The sequence below is a fragment of the Microlunatus sp. Gsoil 973 genome (assembly GCF_009707365.1).
Lineage (GTDB): Bacteria > Actinomycetota > Actinomycetes > Propionibacteriales > Propionibacteriaceae > Microlunatus.
Genome location: NZ_CP046122.1, coordinates 3,383,757 through 3,403,658 on the forward strand (window position 1 = coordinate 3,383,757; position 19,902 = coordinate 3,403,658).

The window sequence follows — 19,902 nt, forward strand, 5'->3', positions numbered from 1 at the left end:
TCCCGAGTCGTCGTCACGTCAGGTACGAACAGCCTTTGCCAGCAAGCCCTCCAGCTGCAGTCGGTCCTGGGTATCAAGCCCGCCGAGCGGTGAGTCCTTGGTCAGCTCCCGCATCAGCCTGGTTCGCAGGATCCTGCCGTCGGCGGTCAACCGGACGCGGCGGGTCCGACGGTCACCCGGATCGGCCGTACGCTCGACCAGACCGCCGGCCTCCAGCCGATCGATGACGAACGTTACGTTGGACGCCTCGCAGGACATCCGACCGGCCAACTCCCGCATCGTCAGCGGCGAGCGCAGTTCTCGCAAGGCCATCGCCTGGCTCGGAGTCAGCCCGAAACCGTGCAGATGCGATCGCAGATGATCATCGATCTGCTTCGCCAGCTCGGTCACCAGCAGACAGACCTCGCGATCGGTTCCCTTGGCCACGAACAACACCAACCCAACATGGGGACATCGACCCTCCCGGACCGACACCCGAACGCTATCAGATGCGCCGACCGATACATGCTCCGGATTGAAATTGTTTCAATTTGAAGTATTCGATGCGCCGTCCACAGGGCCCGAGTGGGATCGGACGCATCACAACCTCCGGTGGTGTGGGGGCCATGCCTTTCGGGTTCGGTCCCGGCAGCTCCGCAGCAGACGTCAGTTCCCGGCGCGACCGACCGGCTCACCGGCCAGCGACGGGGCGAGGCTGCCTCCGTCCAGCACCACCTGGCCTCGGACCAGGACGACGTCGACCCCTTCGGACAGCTCGGTCGGATGCTCGAAGGTCGCGCGATCGCGTACAGCGGCCGGATCGACCAGGGCAAGATCGGCAACACCTCCGACCCGGACCCTGCCATGATCAACCAGCCCGTACCGGCGCGCCGCATTGTTCGCCGTGATCGCGGCCAGTTCGGGCCAACTGAAGTCTCCCCTTTCCCGACCGAACAGCCGATACATCCGGGCCGTACAGCCGTACGCCCTCGGATGCGGCGCACCACCGAAGAAGATGCCGTCGGATCCGGAACAGGCTCCGGGCAGCCCGAACTGCCGGGCGAGATCGTCATCGGTGCGCGGTTTCGGGATGGTCATCACGGTCGTCGTGGTGAGTTCGGAATCGCCCAACACCGAGTAGGCCAGCTGCAGCGGATCGAGTCCACGGCGTCGGCCCGCCTCCGCCAGCGTCAGACCTTCAAGATCGGCATTGTGGGGGTCACCGGCGGCGGCGATCCGCAGCCGGTCCTCCCAACCTGGTCCGAGGTTGGTGTCGCCTCCGGATCGTGCCTCGAAGTCGGCCCGCAATCCTGACCAGTTGTCACGGTCCCGCAGGAAAGCCGCAGCGACCTTGGCGCCCCGCGCGACAAGATCGCGAGGCAGAAGTGCCATGCTGAGCAGGCTGAATCCGGCGAAGTACGGATAGGCGTCCCAGCTGAGGTCAGCGCCGGCCACTGATGCCCGCTCAAGCAGTTCCGACATCAGGTCCGGTCGGGCGTGAAAGTGGGAGATGTGCGCCCTGACTCCCGATGCCCGGCAGATCGTGATCAACTCGTCGACCGCTGGAGCGGAATTCTCTTCATAGCCACGAATGTGCGTCACGTAGAGGCCACCCGCTGCTACCACCGGCCGGCATAGTGCAGCCAGTTCTTCCGCGTCGGCGAAGGATCCTGGGACATAGTCCAGGCCGGAGGACAGGCCGAGCGCGCCGTCGGCCAGCCCGTCCCGGATCATCGCGATCATCGCGTCGAGTTCGGAGCCGGTCGCCGGTCCGGGATCACGACCCAGCACCTCGTGGCGTACGGTGCCGGCCGGCACCAGATAGCCGACGTTCAGCCGAGTGGTGTGATGCCAGGTGTCCAGCAACGCCGCCACTCCGCCGCCGGTGTAGTGCGGGTGCCGGCCGATCAGCGGACCGAAGTACTCGGTGGCATAGCGGCCGTCGCCCGGCGCATAGGAGACACCGTCCTGCCCGGTGATCACGGTGGTCACCCCGGACCGCAGCAGGGCCAACTGCACGTCATCGTCGAGTATCCGTGCGTCGGCATGGGAGTGCGCATCAATGGCACCAGGCATGATCAACAGACCTTCGGCATCGATCACCCGATCCGCCGGACGGGATGCCGCGGCCGGACCGATCGCTGCGATCCGCTGCCCTTCGATCAGCACGTCGGCCGGATACTGCCCGTCGACGGGGTCGACGACGACACCACCGGCGATGAGTACGCTCATGATCAACTGCTCCCGGTCAGAAGAAGGTCGGGATAACGCCGCGCACCCGCGGCTGCTGACCCTCGACCAGGAGCGCCGAACGCCACTTGTCGAACATGGTGCACGGATGGGACAGCCCGAGGCGGACAACCTCGCCCACGGCCAGCGATCCCGGCTCGTCGAGCCGCACGTAGGCGTGTTGGTCGTTGGTGTTGAAGACCTCGGCGGACGGTGCATCGACCACCTCGCCGGCCCGCACCACCTTCTGCACCATCGGTAGGCCGGCGTCGTACGGGATGTCCCGCTTGCCCACGTCGAGCAGGACGAGATCGGGCTCGGGATTGGAGATCACCCGCGCCCAGACGTGCGCCGCCGCGGCGAAGACCGGGCCGCGTCGGCTCGCCGCCGGTGTGGAGAGCGCATAGATGCCATCGTCGTGCACGACATAGGCCCCCGAGCGCAACACAAGCCGGGCATCAGGTGTGCCGGCGGCCACCGGCCCGAGAATCTCGACAACAAGATCGAAAAGGGCACTGCCACCGGCGGTGACCAGCGCCTCGTCGGACTCGACCAGCGGTGAGATCTCGGCGAACAGCTCCCCCATCGCGGTCAGGAACTCCCGCACCCCGGCGAGGCGCTGCTCACCCTGGCCAGGGACCGATCCCTCGTACCCGGATACACCGCGCAACTGCAGGCGGTCGGAGTCGATCACTGCGCGGGCGATCGCGACTGCATCGTCATGATCGCGTACGCCGGCGCGGGCCTTCGGGTGTCCAACCTCGAGGCACACCGGCAGCGTCCGGCGTGCTCCGGCGGCGGCCAGCGCACGGGTCATCGTCTCAACCCCGGCGATGGAGTCGACCCAGGTGATCACGTCGAACCCCGGATCGGCATCCAGTTCACCCGCCAGCCAGGCCAATCCCTGGGGCGACAGATACTCGTTGGCGACAATGACCCGAGGAATGCCGGCACTCCGGGCGACCCGCAGCTGGGCCTCGTTGGCGACGGTGATCGCCCAACAGCCCTCGCTGAGTTGCCAGTGCCACAGGGCCGGGCACATCGTGGTCTTGCCGTGCGGCGCCAGCGAGACGCCGTTGCCGGCGACCCAGTCGCGCATCGTGGTGATGTTGTGCTCGAGCCCGGCAAGATCGAGGGTGAAGACCGGCGTCGACATCTCGGCCAGCCCAAGATCGATCTCCGGTCCGCGCTGCTGCGCGGCAGCCAGCGATGCACTCCAGTTCTTGTCCCGGACATCCAGGGTGATCAGGTGCTCGCGGACGGCGTCAAGGCGTGTCACAGCTCGACCCTAGCGGGGACCGGCAGGCCGAAACCCGGCCGGTCCGGCACCGTCAGCAGGCCGCCGGCGAAGGTGTAGGCCGACATGTCGACGCCGTCGGTCCGCCCCGGTACGCCCTCGACGATCTCAATCCGGCCGAGACCCGCGGCCAACTGCGCGGCGTAGAGGGTCTTCAGCGGCTGGCCCCAGGCGTGGGGTGACGCCTTGACCCCGGTCGCTGCGACCTGGGGCATCAACCGTCGCCACGCGGTCAGCCCGAAGGACATCACGTCCATCAACAACACATCCAGCCCGCCGTCGGCGGCGATGCCGAGAAGGAGATCGGTGTCCGGCCGCGCCTCACCGTCGGCGATCAGCGTCGAGGGACTGACCAGATCCCGATGCCGACGGAGCCGGGCAAGATCATCACCGTCGTCGGGGAACGGTTCCTCGACCCAATACAGGCCGACGTCGCCGACGGCATCGAGGTAGCGGCAGAAACCTGCGACGTCGTAGCCGTCGTTGGCATCGACCAGGATTCGTGCGTCCGGCCAGGCCTCCCGGACCGCGCGGGTGACGGCCACATCACGCGCGTCACCCTCGGCGCGTGCCATCCACCGATTTCCGCGACCGATCTTGAGCTTGAAGTCGCGATATCCCAAGTCCGCATCGGCGCGGCAGTTCTCCAGCACAGCAGCCGGCCCACGCGGCGCGTCGTCGGGGTCAAGATCATCGAAATAGACGGCTCCGCTGTAGACCGGGACGGTCGTGGGCCCGGCCCCGCCCAACAGATCCCAGACCGGGCGGTCGGCGACGACGCCGAGCAGATCGTGCAGGGCGATGTCGAGCCAGCGGCTGCTCTCGTCGCGGACCCCGTCGGCGGGATCGATCAACTCGGTGAGCGATCGGCCGATGATCGAGTCGTTCCCTCCGGATCTGCCTTCGATCAGGCCCCAGCCAACCGCTCCGGAGTCGGTCGTGATCACCGCCGCGGTGGCCATCGGGCCGGATCCTTGACTGCCCAGTCTGGCGTTCCTGCCGACCGTCCGCGGATAGTGGGTTCCGAGATCGACCAGACGGACGTCGGTGATGATCGGGTCGGACAGCGACATGGAGTCTCCTTGCGCCGGTGCAGTGGCAGTTCCGAAGTCTGCATCGTAGGGGTCCCGGTCTTTCCACTCGCGGGAGGAGTATCACCATGACAGCGGATATCGCCGCGGATTGTGACTGGGCACTCCTGATCATGCCCCGGGCCATTCCATCAGCCAGTGATGACGAGAACGAGGAGAGATCATGCGATCCGATGTCGCGTTGACCGACGGCTGGCAGTTGGCCGATGCCGCCGACTGCGCCGACCTGACCGAGGTGATCAACGGCGCGGAGGCCGACGGCACGTGGTATGACGTCGCGGTGCCCACCGGCGTTCATGAGGTGCTGCTCCGGGAGGGCCGGATCCCGGACCCGCATCTGGGCCGAAACGCGGCCGAGGCCGACTGGGTGGGTGAGCACGACTGGGTCTACCGGACCCGGTTCCCATCGCCTGACCTGCCATCCGATAACGCTCGGCTGATCCTTCGCGGGGTCGACACGCTGGCCGAGGTCTATCTCAACGGCAAGCGGATCGCGGACCTGGACGACATGTTCGTCGAATACGTGTTGCCCGTCGGCGAAGCGCTGTCCCCAGCCGGGCGGGGAGAACGTGCTGGCGATCGTGATCAGATCCGCGACGCGGTTCGTCGAGTCGGTGGTCCAGCCCGACGACTTCGGTGATCATGTTCGACCAACGTGGTACTTGCGCAAGGGTGGCGGCGACTTCGGCAGCTACCTCGGCGCCCGGCCGCGGCTGGTCAAGGCAGGCGTCTACCGCGAGGTCATTCTTTCCCTGACCGACATCACCTGGATCGATGACGTGAGAGTTCGTCCCGAGCTGGAGGCCGATCGGACAGCGCTGTCGGTGGATGTTGAGTGCGGTGGTCGGGACGGAGCCCTGTTGCGCTGGCAGTTGCTGGATCCGGACGGAGTCGTGGTCGCCGACGGGGAACGCGATTGCTCGAGTCGATCATGGACTGTCACGGTTCCCGATCCCCGGCTCTGGTGGCCGCGTGGGCACGGCGAGCAGGCGCTGTACCGATTGATCACCGAACTCGTGGCCACCGACGGCCAGGAGTTGGACCGACAGGAGGTCGAAGTCGGTCTGCGGGAGGTCACGTTGGTCACGACCGAGCCGGATGACAAGACGCCCTGCTTCCGCCTGGTCGTCAACGGGCGACCGATCGTTGTGCGCGGCGCGAACTGGGCACAGGTGGAAGGCATCACCAACGTCTGGCAGCACGAACGGGCGATCCGCCTTCTCGACCTCGCCGAGCAGGCAGAGATGAACCTGCTCCGGGTCTGGGGCGGCGGTGTGATTCCGGAGCCGGATTTCTACTCCGAATGTGATCGCCGGGGATTCCTGGTCTGGCAGGACTTCATGTTCGAGTACGGCATGTATCCCACGGATCTGCCGCACTTCGAGGCAGTCGTCGAGCGGGAACTCATCGATGTGGTGCGCCGGCTGCGCAACCATGCTTGCATCGCGCTGTGGTGCGGCGGCAACGAAAGTCATATGGGCTGGGACTTCCAGTACCACACCCCACCGGCGATCGGGACCGCCCTGTTCGATGTGCTCATGCCCAGGGTGTGCGCCGAGCACGACGGAACCCGTGCCTTCCATCCGAACTCGCCGTACGGCGGCCCGGTGGCGAACTGGCCACTCGCGGGAGACTGGCACGACTACACGACGTTGACCTATGCGCACCGATCGGCGGTCCCGACATTCATCTCCGAGATGGGACGGGTCAGCGCGCCAAACCTCCGTTCCATGCGCCGGTTCCTCCAACCGCAGGACCTGTGGCCCGATGATCATGATCCGACGATCCAGTGTCCGGGCGAGCCGTCCTGGCCACCGATGTGGGGGTATCGGGCACCCGACGGTGCCTGGCAGAAGATCGGCCCGATCGAGCAGTACCTGGAGCCACGCGACGCCGACGGCTTCATCCGGGCGCTCGGCACCGCCCACGGCGAGTATCTCCAGGCGAGCGTCGAACGGCATCGGCGCGGCGTTGCCGACGGGGAGCTCCGCGGCGCCGGACCCGAACGGAAGGCCCGGCGCCGCAACGGTGGTGACCTGGTGTGGCGGCTCAACGACCCGTGGCCCATCCCGTATTGGAGCGTCGTCGACTCCTATCTGGAGCCGAAGATCCCGTACTTCTATCTGCGCCGGGCGTATGCGCCACTGCTCATCTCGTTCGAGCAGACTGTCGACGAACTTGCCGTCTGGATCACCAACGACACCGCCGAGTCGATCGCCGGTGAGCTGGTGGTGCGTCGCGTCCGTTTCGACGGTTCGATCGTCGGCGAGCTGCGGGAGACCGCCACGGTCGCGCCGGCGGAATCGATCCGGCTGGTCGAGACTGCTGCACTCTTGCCGATCGGGCTGCGCAATGAGCTGCTGGTCGCGGAGTTCGCCGGCCGGACCACCAACCATCTCCTGATCGGCGAGCGGTATCTGGAGCTCCCTCCGGCCGGCCTGCGAGCCCACGTCGAGGGCGACATGCTGCACCTCACCGCGGATGCATTCGCCCGCCAGGTGATCATCGATTGGCCGGACGAGCTGGACGGCCTCCGGGTGGAGGACAACTACGTCGACCTGCTGCCCGGGTGCGAGCACCGGATCCGGCTGGTCGATCGCCCCCACCTGGACAGCTACCTGACCATCCGTGCCCTCAACGCCCAAGCCGTGACAGTGCCCGTTCCCGCCGATCTCCCCCGGACCTAGGCCGCGCCCTACCCGTCACCGGACGACTCGTCACCCGCGGACGGACGGCACCGATCCAGGACTGAACTCAGCGAGCAGTTGCTGGGCGGCGTGCTGTGCGGCCTCTGCGCATTCTCGGGTCAGACCGTCCCAGGCCGGTGCCCCGGCGCCGGCGCGGTCAAGATCATCGGCGGCGGCCAGAAACTCTGCCTGCAACGGATCGAAGGCTCGGCGCACCCTGGGTTGCCGGTCGGCGTAGCAGACTCCGTCATGATCGCCGCAGACAGCCTCGAGCAGCAGCTGGAAGGTCCACCAGTAGGACCCGGGCACCGGCTCGTCGAGAGCCGCCGACTCCGGATCCGGACCGGCGTCCGCGGCTGTTCCCGCATGCTCCAAACCGGCAGGCAGTCTCGACCCGACGACAGCGACCGGGAGGTAGATGCTGGTACACGGCGTGGTGGCAGCCCACCACCAGTAGGGCTGCCTGGCGCCCGGCACGGCAATCACCGAGGCGGCGGTGTTGCCCCAGGTGAACCCTGCGGGACTGGCGTGCATGCACAGGGTGAGGAAGTCCGGTCGGGCTGCATTGAAGGCCGGACCGGAAAGGAAGGTCTGCTCATAGTGATCGGACAGGACCCCGCGGGCAGCGGCCCAGTCGACGCCGCCCGTGGTTGCGGCCGAGTCGAGCAACTGCCGCGATCGCTGCAGCCGGATGTGGGACACCTGCAGCGGCGTCCCGGGATCGGTGATCGCTTCGGCGACGTCCAGGCGGGAGCCCGTGCCCGGCCAACGATTCGACCGCGCCCGGTTCTCCAGCCCGCTGGAGACTCCGGTCCAGTCGGTCCGAATGGTCGGTTCGTTGGAGATCGCGGCCGTGCCCGACTGTACGCGTCGCACGGCCCAGTCCCGTCCGGTGGTTTCCAGGACATAGGCGTCCTGTGAGTCGGCGATCGCGTAGGCGTTGTCGTAGGCGGCCGACGCGCGATCCCGATCGGTGGTGCCGGCACCCCACTGCCCGTACCGCTCGAGCATCCCGGTGATCACCTCAACGGCCTCAGCCGCCGTGCCGCCGCGTTCCACGCCGAGCCTGAGCAACTCCATGCCCAGCAGGCCGGGCACCGGCCGCTCGGCGCCTCCGGACACGGCCCGCCGATCGGCGGCGGCGGTCGCTGCCAGGTCGCGGGTGAACAGCGCCTCGTTGCCGATCACCACACCCCGTGAGTTCATCGCGATCTCGTGGCCCCAACACCAATAGGGCGACGAGGCGACGTGGTCGTAGGTCAGGTCAGCGTCGGGAATCCTCAGGTACGCCAGCTGCAACGTACCGCCGCCGGACCGAGCCGCGACGCGTCGCAGCGGCTGACACTCGCGTGCCGGTCGATCGCTGTTCTTACCGAAGAGCAGCCGGCCGGTGGCAGCCGCATCCGGCATGACGACGAAGCTGTCACAGCTCCAACTGGGCGACGATGTTGCCATGGATCGAACCTAGCGCCGCGACGAGGTCGCGGTCAGGCGACTGCCACGGGCCGGATCAGCGTCCGCCGGCCTGCCGAGTGATGTAGGTGACTGCCACGAATCGGGTGAAGATCGACAGCAGGTCCTCGCCGGCGACCCGTACCTGACGTTCGTCGCTGCGCTCGACACCGCCGATCCAGGTTGCGACCTCGGCCATGTCCGCCGTACCAAGATCAACTTCCAGGGTCGCGGGTCGTGTGATGCCGGGCAGCGGAACGGATCCAGCCGCAACCTTGCCTACGGCGTTCGCGGCAGCTTCCTTGATCAACCGGCATGACTCGTCCGGATGCAAGCTGTTCGCCGCGCCGCGGGTGATCGACTCCTTGGTGATCACCGACTCCGCGCCGGAGGCGTACGGTGCTGTTTCGGCCCAGGTGACCTGATCACCGGTGACCAGCGCGATCGGCACACGGTGATGCTCGGCGACCAGGGCGTTGATCCCGCTCTCCCCCACCTCGACACCGTTGAGCACCGCCCGGGCGATCACCTCCGGGTTGTAGGTGTGGGACAGCGTGGACGGATGTCCGGAGATCGATCCGTGATAGCCGACGAAGAAGATTGCGTCGAAGGTTCCGTCCAGGCCCTGCATCATGTACAGCGGCTTGTGCCGTCCGGAGATGTAGCGGGCATTGCCGTTGACCTTGCGCGGATCGAGGTTGGCCATCCGGCCGTGGGAGTCGTTGAGCACGATCTCGGTGGCGCCGCCTTCCAGAGCACCGTCGATCGCGGCGTTGACCTCGGCCTGCAGCAGCTCACAACCGGTTGCGTAGCCGGGATGGCCGGGTCGGCACTGCTCCCAGTCGACGATGCCGGCCACGCCCTCCATGTCCAGTGATATCCAGACCCTCACTGATTCTCCTTGACGGCGGCTGCGAACCAACCGGTGATGCTGGTCGGGTGTGTGATCGCTGTCCCGACCACGACGGCAAAGGCCCCGGCATCGATACATTCCCGAGCCTGGTCGGGGGTGTGAATCCTGCCCTCGGCAAGGACCGGTACGTCGACCGCCCCGGTCAACTCCGTGATCAGCGCAATGTCCGGTCCCTCCGTACGGTGCCTGCTGCCGGTGTAGCCCGACAGCGTTGTGCTGATCAGATCGGCGCCGGCCTCGGCACTGGCGATGCCGTCGTCGAGATCACCGACGTCAGCCAGCACCAATACGCCCGTCCGGTTGTGCAGGGCCGTGATCGTCTCCGCCAGTGACCTGCCGTCCGGCCTGGGGCGTCGGGTTCCGTCGATCGCGATGATGTCGGCGCCGGCCGCTGCGACCTGGATTCCATGATCAACGGTTGGGGTGATGAAGACGCCGGAGGTGCCGATCTTCCACAGGCCGATCAGCGGGACCTCGATCACGTCGTGGATGAGGCGGAGATCGTCCGGACCTTGGGCCCGGATGCCTACCGCCCCACCGAGTACCGCGGCCTGGGCCATCCGGCGCATGGTGTCAGGATCCCGGAGGGGCTCGCCCGGGTAGGCCTGGCAGGAAACGATCAGCCCGCCGCGGAGTCGTTCGATGATCGGCGGCGCGCTCATCGGGCCGCCACCGCGTCGCGAGTGCAGCGCGCCGCGCCGATGATGCCGGCGTCGGCGCCCAGCTGTGCAGGGACGATCGGCGTTTCTGCGACGAGAGGAAGGGCAGCCGACGCGGCGGCAGCCCGCAGGGTGTTCCACCACAACGTCCCGGCACCGGCCACGCCACCGGAAATGATCACGACATCGGGATCGACGATGTTGACCAGGTCTCCCACTGCCGCACCGAGTGCGTCCGCCGACTTCTGCATGGCCCGGTCAGCATAACCGTCGAATCCCGACCGCCCGGCGACCTCCCGCGCCTCGGTGACCGTCGGGTCACCGCCGATGCTGCGATACAGCTGCACGATGCCGTAGCCGGAGGAGATCGCCTCGAGGTGACCGGTCGCACCGCAACTGCACGGCAATCCGACCGCTGCCGGTGAGGCGATATGGCCGAAGTGTCCGGCGAGACCGTGTGCCCCGGTCATCGGCCGCCCATGCTCGATCACGGCCCCGCCGAGACCAGTTCCGGCTGCGACGACCAGCACGTGGTCTCGGCCGGCTCCGGCTCCGCACCAGGCCTCTCCGACCCCGTGCGCGTGGACATCGTTCAGGGCCGTTACCACGAGCTGGGGTCCCAACCCGCGGAAGACCCGGGTGAAATGCCCGACGAGATCGGTTCCGACCCAGCCGGTCAGCAGGCCGGTGCCGGCCGTCACCACACCTCCGGCGATCACGCCGCCCGAGCCGATCCCGATGCCGACGATCGGCCGGTCGGCACGCGCCTCGTCGGCGAGCCGCCGGATCGTTGCCAGGATCGCGTCGCGCCCCTCCGTGGCCGGTGTCGGAGCCACGGAGCGGCGCAGCACCCGACCGCCCGGGTCGACCAGACCGACAGCGATCTTGGACCCGCCGAGGTCAACGCCGAGGGCAGGCGACTCCGCGGTCATGTCGAGGCACCGGACCGCACGGCGAGATGATCTTGGTATTGCCGATGGAGGTTCCGGGCGGACGCCGTCGTCGAGGCCGGACCGCGGAGACGGGAGAACTCGACGGTGATCAGCTTCTCGACGCAGGGCTGCACGACATCAAGTCTGTACGCCGGCGTCCCGCCAGTCCAATGGCGGGAACGAGCCCGGCCCGGGAAGCAAGCGGCCCGGACCGTCCAACCGGGGGTCCGGGCCGTCGTGATGTGCTGTGACATCACCTGGGCGGTGGCGGCGGGATTTGAACCCGCGGAGGGTTTCCCCTCACGCGCTTTCGAGGCGCGCTCTTTAGGCCGCTCAGACACGCCACCGCCGGAGAGAGTACCAATCGGATCGGCCGGGCACGAAATCGTTCGGTCAGGCGTCGGCGTCGCGGCGGGTGGCGAAGAAGTCTCTGATCAGGTCGCCACAGCGCTCCTCGAGGATCCCTCCGACGACCTCGACACGGTGGTTGAGCCGGGGATCGCGTACCACGTCCCAGAGCGAGGCGATCGCGCCGGCCTTGGGATCGTAGGCGCCGAACACCAACCGACCGATCCTGGCCAGTACCAACGCCCCGGCACACATCGTGCACGGTTCGAGGGTGACGACCAGGGTGTGTCCGTCCAGCCGGCAGCTGCCGATCGTCTCGGCGGCTCGACGGATGGCCAGCACCTCGGCGTGTGCGGTCGGGTCACCGGCCAACTCGCGCTCGTTGCCGGCTGACGAGACCGCGCGGCCCCGCTGATCAAGAACGATCGCACCGATCGGGACGTCCTGGTGAGTGGCGGCGATCGTCGCCTGCTCCAGGGCCAGCTCCATCGGCCGGCGCCAGTCCTGGCTTCCGATCACGGATCAGTCGCCGAATTCGGCCTCGACGACCTTGCGGAACTGGGCACCGATCTTGATCTTCTCGGCAACCTCGGTCAGCAGTTGATCACTGCCGATGTCCAGGTCGTCGCACAGCGCGGTCAGGTCGAACTCGGACACCCCGAGATCCTTGAGGAGTCCCAGATCGCCGATCGGTTCGGCCTCGTCTTCGTCATCTTCCGGGATGTCTTCACCGAGATAGTCGGCGACGTCACGGGCGATCGGCCAGTCATTGGCTGCGGCGCTGTCGTTGAGCAGCAACTGGACGTGCCGGCCGCGGACCCGGACGATGACGGCGACCTCGCCCACCAGGCTGACCAGACCCAGCGCACCTCCGTCGCCGGGCAGCCGCCGCAGCTGCACGATCAGCTCGTCAAGATCATTCGCCAGCTCCTCGGACAACGCGTTGACCATGCTCTGGCCGTCCTCGCGGTAGGCGGCGACGATGAAGTCGACGTCCTCCGGCTCGGCGTCCTCAAGATCATCAAGATCGTCATCGTCGTCGTCAGTGTCGGGGTCGTCGTCGGCCTCGGCCAGGTCACGGCTGGATGCGGCCTCGCTCGGATCCTCGTCGTCGAGCTCGAATGACTCGTACTCGTCGTCGTTGAAATCGGCCACGATTTCCCTCCACTAGCTTCTCAGCGCGGTCCACTGTCCGCCCGCGTGCGGACCGACTCCCTATCGTGTCAGATCATCTGCCCGAGCGGATAACTATTGCGTCCCAAATTGCCGCTCCCCGTGGCCGGGTGTGGCCCCGGTACGGTGCACCTGTGAAGCTGCTCGCCGTCGACCATCCACTGGTCAGTCACAAGCTGACCGTGCTTCGTGACCGGGACACCGACTCGCCCACCTTCCGGCGGCTGACCGAAGAGTTGGTCACGCTGCTCGCCTACGAGGCGACCCGCGACATCCGGGTGTCTCCCCACACGGTCCGGACCCCGGTCGCGGCTGCCGAGGGCGTCCGCCTGTCACTACCGCGCCCGTTGGTGGTGCCGATCCTGCGCGCCGGCCTGGGAATGCTGGAAGGCATGACCCGGCTGATGCCGTCGGCCGAGGTGGGGTTCGTCGGCATGGTCCGCAACGAGGAGACCCTGCAGCCGACGACCTATGCCGAGCGGTTGCCGGAGGACCTGTCCGGCCGACAGTGCTACGTACTGGATCCGATGTTGGCCACCGGCGGCACGTTGGCGGCAACCGTACGGTTCCTGGTTGATCGGGGCGCCGACCACATCACCTGCATCTGCCTGCTCGCCGCGCCCGAGGGCCTGCACCGGATGGAGCAGCTGCTGGACGATCTCAACGTGCCGTGCACGGTGGTGGTCGCCGGCGTCGACGAACGACTCAATGAGAAGGGCTACATCGTGCCGGGACTCGGCGATGCCGGCGACCGCCTGTACGGCGTGGTCGATCACTGATCGTGCACTTCGGCCGCCCAGACTCAGGCAAATCTGGCTGCACATGCGTTCCGGCCGGTCCGGACGGCCGACGTGCACGTCCTAGGCGAGGACCGGAACCCGTTGCCTGGCCCGGCCGACCATGATCGACATCACCGCGGCCGCCAGGCACAGCGACCCGGCGAGCAACCAGGCCAACTGGTAATCACCCATCCGGTCCCGGATGACGCCCGCTCCGGTCGCGGCGACCGCGGCGCCGACCTGGTGTCCGGCGAAGACCCAGCCGAACGCCACCGGCGCATCGGAACCAAAATGCCGACGGCACAACGCGATCGTCGGCGGAACCGTCGCCACCCAGTCCAGTCCGTAGAAGATGATGAACACCCACGTCGACGGTTCCGCGCTGGGACCGAGCAGTTCGGGCAGGGCGTACAGCGACAGCCCACGCAGCGTGTAGTAGATGACCAGCAGCAGACGGGCGTCGACCCGATCGGAGAAGAAGCCGGAGGCGATCGTGCCGACGATGTCGAAGATGCCGACCACCGCCAGCAGGCCCGCGGCCGTCGTCGGCGGCATTCCGTGGTCATGGGCAGCAGGCACGAAATGGGTCTGGATGAGCCCGTTGGTGCTCATCCCGCAGATCGCGAACGAGCCCGCCAACAACCAGAACGCGGGTCGCCGCGCGCAGCGGGCAAGGACCGTCAGCGCCCGCTGCAGCGAACCCTGGGATGATGCCTCGGCTGCGACCTGAGGCACGACATACTCGGCGGGCGCGCCGAAGGGCGTCAGTCCGAGATCTGCCGGCCGGTTGCGGATCCCGGCGATCGCGATCGCCATCGCGACCAGGGCGGCGCCCGCGGCAGTGAGCGCGGCGGTTCGCCAGCCGACGTGCTCGTTCAGCCGGGACAGCACAGGCAGGAAGATCAACTGACCGGTCGAACTGCCCGCGGTCAGCACGCCGGTGACCAGTCCGGCCCGGCGCAGGAACCACCGTCCCGTGATCAACGCGGCGAAACTGAGCGCGATCGAACCGCTGCCGAGGCCGACCACGAATCCCCACAGCAGCACCAACTGCCAGGCCTGTGTCACGAACACCGCGGCGCCGGACCCGACGGCGATCGTCAGCAGCGCGAAGCCGGCCACCCGGCGGATGCCGAACCGCTCCATCAATGCGGCGGCGAAGGGTGCGAAGCCGCCGAAGAGCAGCAGATTCACCGATACCGCGAACCCGATCGTCCCGCGGCCCCAGCCGAACTCGGTCTGCAGCGAATCCATCAGGACTGCGGGCACCGACCGGAAGCCGGCGGCGCCGACCAGGGTGAGGAAGGAGGCGCCGGCAACGATCCACGGCCAGCGGGTAACGGTCCGGGGTGGCGTCAGCACGGGGGTCGGCTCGGGAATCTGCACGTCCGACATCCTTCCGGGGACCTCGCTCACCAAACCAGTGGCCGGATTGCCACAATGTGCAAGAATCTGGCCATGAACCTTCGGCGTTCGACCCCGCAGCACGTTGTGGTTCTGGCGATCCCACCGGTGATCGGTTTCGACCTGACGATCCCGGTTCAGGTGCTACCCAGCGGTCGGGACAGCGACGGTGAGCGGCTGTACCAGGTGTCGGTGGTGACCCCGACCGACGAACCCGCGATGACCACCCACGGGTACGCGATCGCCCCCAGTGCCCCGGTCGAGGCGCTGCGGACCGCGGAGACCGTGATCATCCCCGGGACGCGGAATCCCGCGATCCGCCAGGCGGGCCGACTGGACGGACCGACCGCGGCCGCCCTGGCCCTCGTCCCGGCTGATGCCCGCAGAATGTCCATCTGCACCGGCGCCTTCGCGATGGCAGCGGCCGGCTGGCTGGACGGGCGGACGGTCACGACTCATTGGCAAGCCGCCGACGACCTGGCTCGGCTGCATCCGGGCGTGACGGTCGACCCGGACGCCCTGTTCATCGACGACGGCGACATCCTCTCCTCGGCGGGGCTCGCTGCCGGCATCGACCTCTGCCTGCATGTGCTTCGTCGCGACCACGGCGCCGCTGTCGCCAACCGGGCGGCTCGGTATCTGGTTGTGCCGGCATGGCGGGACGGCGGCCAGTCCCAGTTCATCGAGGCGCCGCTGCCCGACGTCACCCGCGGCGGCACTGCCGGCGTCCGGGCCTGGCTGCTGGAACGACTCGACCGACCCGTCAGCCTGGCCGAGATGGCCGCCCACGGATCGATGAGCGTGCGCACCTTCACCCGACGGTTCCGGGACGAGACGGGACAGACCCCCGGCGAATGGCTGACCAGACAACGGCTCAGTCGGGCCGCCGAACTGTTGGAGGCGACCGATCTGACCATAGACCGGGTTGCCGAAGAGGCCGGGCTGGGCTCAGCCGCATCGCTGCGCCAGCATTTCAAGATCACCTACGGCCTGTCGCCGCTGGCCTATCGCAAGGCGTTCGCCGGCGAACCGGTCCGGAATTGATCACCGTCCGGTTGGGTACGGACCGACCATGGCACGGTATCCGGGAGCAGTGGAGTTCCTGCCCGCGCGGCACAACCTCACAGCGTTGCGCGCCGGCATCGAGTCCTGCCGGGGCTGTGATCTGTATCGCGACGCGACCCAGGCGGTGTTCGGCGAAGGGCTGAAGCGGTCCCGGCTGATCATGATCGGCGAGACGCCGGGTGATGTCGAGGACCGCACCGGGCGGCCGTTCACCGGGCCGGCCGGACGGCTGCTGGACAAGGCACTGGAGGTCGCCGGCCTGGAGCGTTCCGAACTCTTCCTGACCAATGCCGTCAAGCACTTCCGGTACGAGACCCGCGGCGCCACCGGCAAGCGACGGATCCACAAGACGCCGAGCCAGGCGCAGATCACCGCCTGCCTGCCGTGGCTGGAAGCGGAGCTCGACGTCGTCCGCCCCGAGGGTGCTGTGGTGATGGGAAGCGTGGCCGGCCACGCCCTCTTCGGCTCGGACTTCCGGGTCGGTGATCATCGCGGCCGGGTCAGCGAACCGCCGGATCGGCAGTTCTGGTCGGTGGTCACCATCCATCCCTCCGCCGCCCTGCGTGCCGACGACCGGGCCGCCGCGTTCGACGGGCTGGTCGCCGATCTTCGGCTGGCAGCGGAACGGCTGACCGGCTGACCGCTACACCGTACGAGCGGTGTGGCCCGGATGCTCCGGGTCAATGCCCCAGCTGATGATCCGGCGGGGCGTGATCCGGATGAGTTGTCGGCTGAATCCCGGCCGCGGCGGGTCGACATCCGCCAGCGCCTCCGCCGTGCCCCGCACCTCGACACCGCGCACCGTCCAGGGACTCCGCGATGCGAGGTCGTCGATCACCACCGCGACCTGCGGACAGGTGGCGATGTTGCGGAACTTCTTGGTCCGGGCGAGGTTGTGACCGCCGATGTCGATGGTGCCGAGGTCGGTGTTGACGAAGAAGCCGACCGGGGAATTCTGCACCGTCCCGTCCGGTGCGACGGTGGCCAAACGGGCCAACACCTGGGTCGCCAAATAGCCCAGTTCCGACTCAGTGAAACTCATTGCCTCACTATCCGACCTCAACCTGCGTTGAAGTCAAGCGTCGCCCGGGGCCGGCGTGCTCAGTAGTAATAAGGTCAGTAGTAATAAGGGAAGTTGCTCCACTCCGGATCGCGCTTCTCCAGAAAGGCATTGCGGCCTTCGACCGCTTCATCGGTCATGTACGCCAGCCGGGTCGTTTCGCCGGCGAAGACCTGCTGACCGATCAGTCCGTCGTCGATCGCATTGAACGCGAATTTGAGCATCCGTTGCGCGGTCGGGCTCTTGCCACAGATGATCTTCCCCCACTCCAGACCGACCTCCTCCAGCTCGGCGTGCGGAACGACCTTGTTGACCATGCCCATCCGGTGGGCAGCCTCGGCGTCGTAGGTCTGGCCGAGGAAGAAGATCTCCCGAGCGAACTTCTGCCCCACCTGGCGAGCCAGATAGGCCGAGCCGAAGCCGGCATCGAAGGAACCGACATCGGCATCGGTCTGCTTGAATCGGGCGTGCTCGGCACTGGCCAACGTCAGATCACACACCACGTGCAGGCTGTGGCCACCGCCGGCCGCCCAGCCGCCGACCAGCGCGATGACCACCTTGGGCATGAATCTGATCAGGCGTTGCACTTCCAGGATGTGCAGCCGGCCGAGCTTTGCCGGGTCGACGTCCTCCTCGGTCTCCCCGGCCGCGTACTGGTAGCCGGCCCGACCACGGATCCGTTGATCACCGCCGCTGCAGAACGCCCAGCCTCCGTCCTTGGGTGACGGTCCGTTGCCGGTCAACAGGACGCAGCCGACGTCGGACGACGTCCGGGCATGGTCGAGGGCCGCGTACAACTCGTCGACGGTGTGCGGCCGGAACGCGTTGCGCACCCCCGGCCGGTCGAAGGCGATCCGGACGACCGGAGCGTCGACCGCCCGATGATAAGTGATGTCGGTGAAGTCGAAGCCCTCGACCGAACGCCACAGATCCGGCCGGAACGGATTGTCAGTCACCGGGCCAATCTATCGACTGAGACCTCGCCGGATCCCGATCGGACGGCCCGTGCTGTCCCCGTACGCGGCCCGCGGTCCGGCTCCGATGGCGCACAAGAGGAAGGGCGACCAGCTGGCCGGGACGGGTCCTCAGCCTCGCACTTCAGGCGTCGGTCCGAGGCTCATTGGATGTCGAATTCATTGCCCTCCGGGTCGAGCATGGCGATCCAGTGGCCGCCCGGCTCCGCGATCTCGCGGACCTGCGTCGCGCCGAGGGCCACCAGCCGTTCGGCCTCGGCATGCATCCGGGCCTCGCCGACGTTGATGTCGACGTGCCAGCGGTTCTTGACCGTCTTCTCCTCGGGGACGGTGTGGAACAGGATCCGTCGGCCAGCGCCGCGGATCGCTTCGAAGCCCTTCCAGGAAAGTATGCCGTCGGGTCGCCGGAAGGTCAGCTCCTCCGGGGCGGCACCGTGCTGCAGAAGACCCTCGATGAACGCCGTGTTGTCCTCCAGCTCGTAACCGAGCGCCTGGATCCAGAAGTCGGCGAGGGTGTGCGCGTCCCGGGCGTCAACCTGGAGCTGCCAGTCGTACGGCCCCCGGGGAGTAGCTGCAGGTACATCGGACATCTGATCACCTTTCGTCGGGCCGGCCGGTCGTCCTGACGAGCTTCCCAGCTCCCGGTGACACTCACCTCCGCGCAAACTAGTACATATGTGCTAGTTTGACTGCTGTGGTGAACACGATCGACGGCGAGCGGCGCCGCCACGAACTGTCCGAGGCGGTGTGGCGGCTCATCCTTCGCGACGGCCTCGGCGCCGCATCCGTGCGCGGCGTCGCCCAGGAGGCAGGTCTGGCGACAGGTTCAGTGCGGCACTTCTTCCCCACGCAGTCCGACCTGTTGGTGTTCGCGATGCGTGAGCTGAGTGCCACCGTCACGGCGCGGGTGCAGGCCACGTCGGACAGTCACGAACCGGCGGCGATCATCGACCGGGCAATAGCGATCTTCGCCGAACTGCTGCCGCTCACCGACCGCACCCAGGCCGAATTCACTGCCTACCTGGAGTTCATGATCCGCGCCCGGGTCGATCCCGCGTTGCAGCCGGTCGCGAGGCAGACCGTCGAGGACGTTCGGGGTCTGGTGATCACGGTGCTGACCGACTTGCAGCAGCTCCGGGCCATCAGCGGCGCTGTCGATCCACGGTCCGAAGCCGTCCGACTGCACGCCTTGATCGACGGCCTAACGGTGCAGTTGCTCATCGCCCCGACGACCCTGTCCCGCAAGGACGCTCACCAGACGCTGGCCGACAGCCTACGAGCACTGGAGCAACATCGATGATCATCGCCGGAATCCTCGGCGCCGAGGTCGCGTTCTGGGTCCTGTTGATCATCGCACTCGGCTGCCGTTATCTGCTGCGCCGCCGACGGCTGAGCACAGTGCTGTTGCTGCTTCTCCCGGTGGTCGATCTGACGTTGCTGGCGTTCGTCATCGCTGATCTTTTGGCCGGTACCACGCCGACCCAGCAGCACGCGCTGGCCGCCACCTACCTGGGTTTCACGGTGGCATTCGGCCACCCGCTCGTCCGGTGGCTGGACGGCAGGTTCGCCCACCGGTTCGACGGGCGGCCGGCCCCGACCCGTCCGGCGAAGGGCAGCCCGCGCTACGTCCGCGGGCTGTGGGTCGAGTGGCTGCGGGTCCTCGCCGGCGCGGTGATCGCGGTGTTGGTGCTGGCCTTCCTGGCCGTCGGTGTGCACGGCGAACGCCTGCCGCGATCCCTGGACCAGGCGGCGACCAACCCCTTCTGGTCGCAGTCGATCACCCTGGGCATGGTGGTGATCATCTGGTTCCTCGCCGGTCCGGCCTTCGCCCGGCCGGCCCACAGCCGCTGACCCGGCAGC

The 19,902-nt window shown here is 67.6% G+C and carries 22 protein-coding genes and 1 tRNA gene; 7 read left to right on the forward strand and 16 right to left on the reverse strand.

The genetic code is table 11. The features are described 5' to 3' along the window. Positions 1-18 precede the first annotated feature (18 nt). The 4 genes from GJV80_RS24090 to GJV80_RS15955 all read right to left on the reverse strand — a co-directional run bounded on the left by GJV80_RS24090 (position 19) and on the right by GJV80_RS15955 (position 4,578). Positions 19-435 carry a MarR family winged helix-turn-helix transcriptional regulator gene (locus tag GJV80_RS24090; protein ID WP_305070104.1) on the reverse strand — a complete coding sequence of 139 codons (417 nt, stop codon included), beginning with the start codon at positions 433-435 and terminating at the stop codon, positions 19-21. Positions 436-645: 210 nt separating this feature from the next. Continuing rightward, complete coding sequence (locus GJV80_RS15945) at positions 646-2,211, reverse strand: amidohydrolase family protein (protein WP_154688741.1); 1,566 nt, start codon at positions 2,209-2,211, stop codon at positions 646-648. A gap of 16 nt (positions 2,212-2,227) precedes the next feature. After that, positions 2,228-3,487, reverse strand: coding sequence for an alanine racemase (locus GJV80_RS15950; protein ID WP_154688742.1), 1,260 nt, complete (start codon positions 3,485-3,487; stop codon positions 2,228-2,230). Then, positions 3,484-4,578: a mandelate racemase/muconate lactonizing enzyme family protein gene (locus tag GJV80_RS15955; RefSeq protein WP_154688743.1), complete on the reverse strand. Its 1,095-nt coding sequence runs from the start codon at positions 4,576-4,578 to the stop codon at positions 3,484-3,486. Before GJV80_RS15955 ends, GJV80_RS15950 begins: the two co-directional genes overlap by 4 nt. Positions 4,579-4,759: 181 nt before the next feature. Between GJV80_RS15955 and GJV80_RS15960 the strand changes: the two genes are divergently transcribed. Further along, entirely contained in the window at positions 4,760-5,236 is a 477-nt protein-coding gene (locus tag GJV80_RS15960) for a hypothetical protein (RefSeq protein WP_154688744.1), read from the forward strand. After that, on the forward strand, positions 5,178-7,283 hold the full coding sequence (locus GJV80_RS15965; RefSeq protein WP_154688745.1) for a glycoside hydrolase family 2 protein: 2,106 nt from the start codon (positions 5,178-5,180) through the stop codon (positions 7,281-7,283). The genes GJV80_RS15960 and GJV80_RS15965 overlap by 59 nt, the downstream gene beginning before the upstream one ends. A gap of 30 nt (positions 7,284-7,313) precedes the next feature. On the opposite strand, the gene GJV80_RS15970 is transcribed toward GJV80_RS15965, so the two are convergent. The 8 genes from GJV80_RS15970 to GJV80_RS16005 all read right to left on the reverse strand — a co-directional run bounded on the left by GJV80_RS15970 (position 7,314) and on the right by GJV80_RS16005 (position 12,742). Then, entirely contained in the window at positions 7,314-8,738 is a 1,425-nt protein-coding gene (locus GJV80_RS15970; protein WP_154688746.1) for a secernin-2, read from the reverse strand. A 55-nt stretch (positions 8,739-8,793) separates the two neighbouring features. Further along, the gene (locus tag GJV80_RS15975; protein ID WP_154688747.1) at positions 8,794-9,627 is read right to left on the reverse strand and encodes a M55 family metallopeptidase; all 834 of its coding nucleotides are present in this window, start codon (positions 9,625-9,627) and stop codon (positions 8,794-8,796) included. After that, positions 9,624-10,310 (reverse strand): N-acetylmannosamine-6-phosphate 2-epimerase, encoded by a 687-nt coding sequence (locus GJV80_RS15980; protein WP_154688748.1) that lies wholly within the window; start codon positions 10,308-10,310, stop codon positions 9,624-9,626. Before GJV80_RS15980 ends, GJV80_RS15975 begins: the two co-directional genes overlap by 4 nt. After that, positions 10,307-11,239 (reverse strand): ROK family protein, encoded by a 933-nt coding sequence (locus GJV80_RS15985; RefSeq protein WP_154688749.1) that lies wholly within the window; start codon positions 11,237-11,239, stop codon positions 10,307-10,309. The genes GJV80_RS15980 and GJV80_RS15985 overlap by 4 nt, the downstream gene beginning before the upstream one ends. Beyond that, on the reverse strand, positions 11,236-11,373 hold the full coding sequence (locus GJV80_RS15990) for a hypothetical protein (protein ID WP_154688750.1): 138 nt from the start codon (positions 11,371-11,373) through the stop codon (positions 11,236-11,238). The genes GJV80_RS15985 and GJV80_RS15990 overlap by 4 nt, the downstream gene beginning before the upstream one ends. A gap of 128 nt (positions 11,374-11,501) precedes the next feature. Beyond that, positions 11,502-11,586: transfer RNA gene (locus GJV80_RS15995), tRNA-Ser, on the reverse strand. 46 nt (positions 11,587-11,632) lie between these two features. After that, complete coding sequence (locus GJV80_RS16000; RefSeq protein ID WP_255455477.1) at positions 11,633-12,106, reverse strand: nucleoside deaminase; 474 nt, start codon at positions 12,104-12,106, stop codon at positions 11,633-11,635. A gap of 3 nt (positions 12,107-12,109) precedes the next feature. After that, the gene (locus GJV80_RS16005) at positions 12,110-12,742 is read right to left on the reverse strand and encodes a tRNA adenosine deaminase-associated protein (RefSeq protein ID WP_154688751.1); all 633 of its coding nucleotides are present in this window, start codon (positions 12,740-12,742) and stop codon (positions 12,110-12,112) included. Between the two features lie 152 nt (positions 12,743-12,894). Between GJV80_RS16005 and upp the strand changes: the two genes are divergently transcribed. Continuing rightward, on the forward strand, positions 12,895-13,539 hold the full coding sequence (upp, locus tag GJV80_RS16010) for a uracil phosphoribosyltransferase (RefSeq protein ID WP_154688752.1): 645 nt from the start codon (positions 12,895-12,897) through the stop codon (positions 13,537-13,539). Between the two features lie 81 nt (positions 13,540-13,620). Here the strand turns inward: upp and GJV80_RS16015 are convergent, their stop codons facing one another. Then, on the reverse strand, positions 13,621-14,934 hold the full coding sequence (locus GJV80_RS16015; RefSeq protein ID WP_154690316.1) for an MFS transporter: 1,314 nt from the start codon (positions 14,932-14,934) through the stop codon (positions 13,621-13,623). A gap of 63 nt (positions 14,935-14,997) precedes the next feature. Between GJV80_RS16015 and GJV80_RS16020 the strand changes: the two genes are divergently transcribed. Together GJV80_RS16020 and GJV80_RS16025 are read left to right on the forward strand one after the other, a co-directional pair. Then, positions 14,998-15,987, forward strand: a complete 990-nt coding sequence (locus tag GJV80_RS16020) for a GlxA family transcriptional regulator (RefSeq protein WP_230207751.1) — start codon at positions 14,998-15,000, stop codon at positions 15,985-15,987. A 28-nt stretch (positions 15,988-16,015) separates the two neighbouring features. Continuing rightward, on the forward strand, positions 16,016-16,648 hold the full coding sequence (locus tag GJV80_RS16025) for a UdgX family uracil-DNA binding protein (protein ID WP_154688754.1): 633 nt from the start codon (positions 16,016-16,018) through the stop codon (positions 16,646-16,648). 3 nt (positions 16,649-16,651) lie between these two features. Here the strand turns inward: GJV80_RS16025 and GJV80_RS16030 are convergent, their stop codons facing one another. The 3 genes from GJV80_RS16030 to GJV80_RS16040 all read right to left on the reverse strand — a co-directional run bounded on the left by GJV80_RS16030 (position 16,652) and on the right by GJV80_RS16040 (position 18,632). Next, positions 16,652-17,050 (reverse strand): PPOX class F420-dependent oxidoreductase, encoded by a 399-nt coding sequence (locus GJV80_RS16030; RefSeq protein WP_154688755.1) that lies wholly within the window; start codon positions 17,048-17,050, stop codon positions 16,652-16,654. A 74-nt stretch (positions 17,051-17,124) separates the two neighbouring features. Beyond that, positions 17,125-18,024: a 1,4-dihydroxy-2-naphthoyl-CoA synthase gene (locus GJV80_RS16035; protein WP_154688756.1), complete on the reverse strand. Its 900-nt coding sequence runs from the start codon at positions 18,022-18,024 to the stop codon at positions 17,125-17,127. Positions 18,025-18,185: 161 nt separating this feature from the next. Next, positions 18,186-18,632 (reverse strand): VOC family protein, encoded by a 447-nt coding sequence (locus GJV80_RS16040; protein WP_154688757.1) that lies wholly within the window; start codon positions 18,630-18,632, stop codon positions 18,186-18,188. Positions 18,633-18,736: 104 nt separating this feature from the next. Between GJV80_RS16040 and GJV80_RS16045 the strand changes: the two genes are divergently transcribed. Then, on the forward strand, positions 18,737-19,342 hold the full coding sequence (locus GJV80_RS16045; protein ID WP_154688758.1) for a TetR/AcrR family transcriptional regulator: 606 nt from the start codon (positions 18,737-18,739) through the stop codon (positions 19,340-19,342). Then, complete coding sequence (locus GJV80_RS16050; protein ID WP_154688759.1) at positions 19,339-19,893, forward strand: hypothetical protein; 555 nt, start codon at positions 19,339-19,341, stop codon at positions 19,891-19,893. Before GJV80_RS16045 ends, GJV80_RS16050 begins: the two co-directional genes overlap by 4 nt. Positions 19,894-19,902 lie beyond the last annotated feature (9 nt).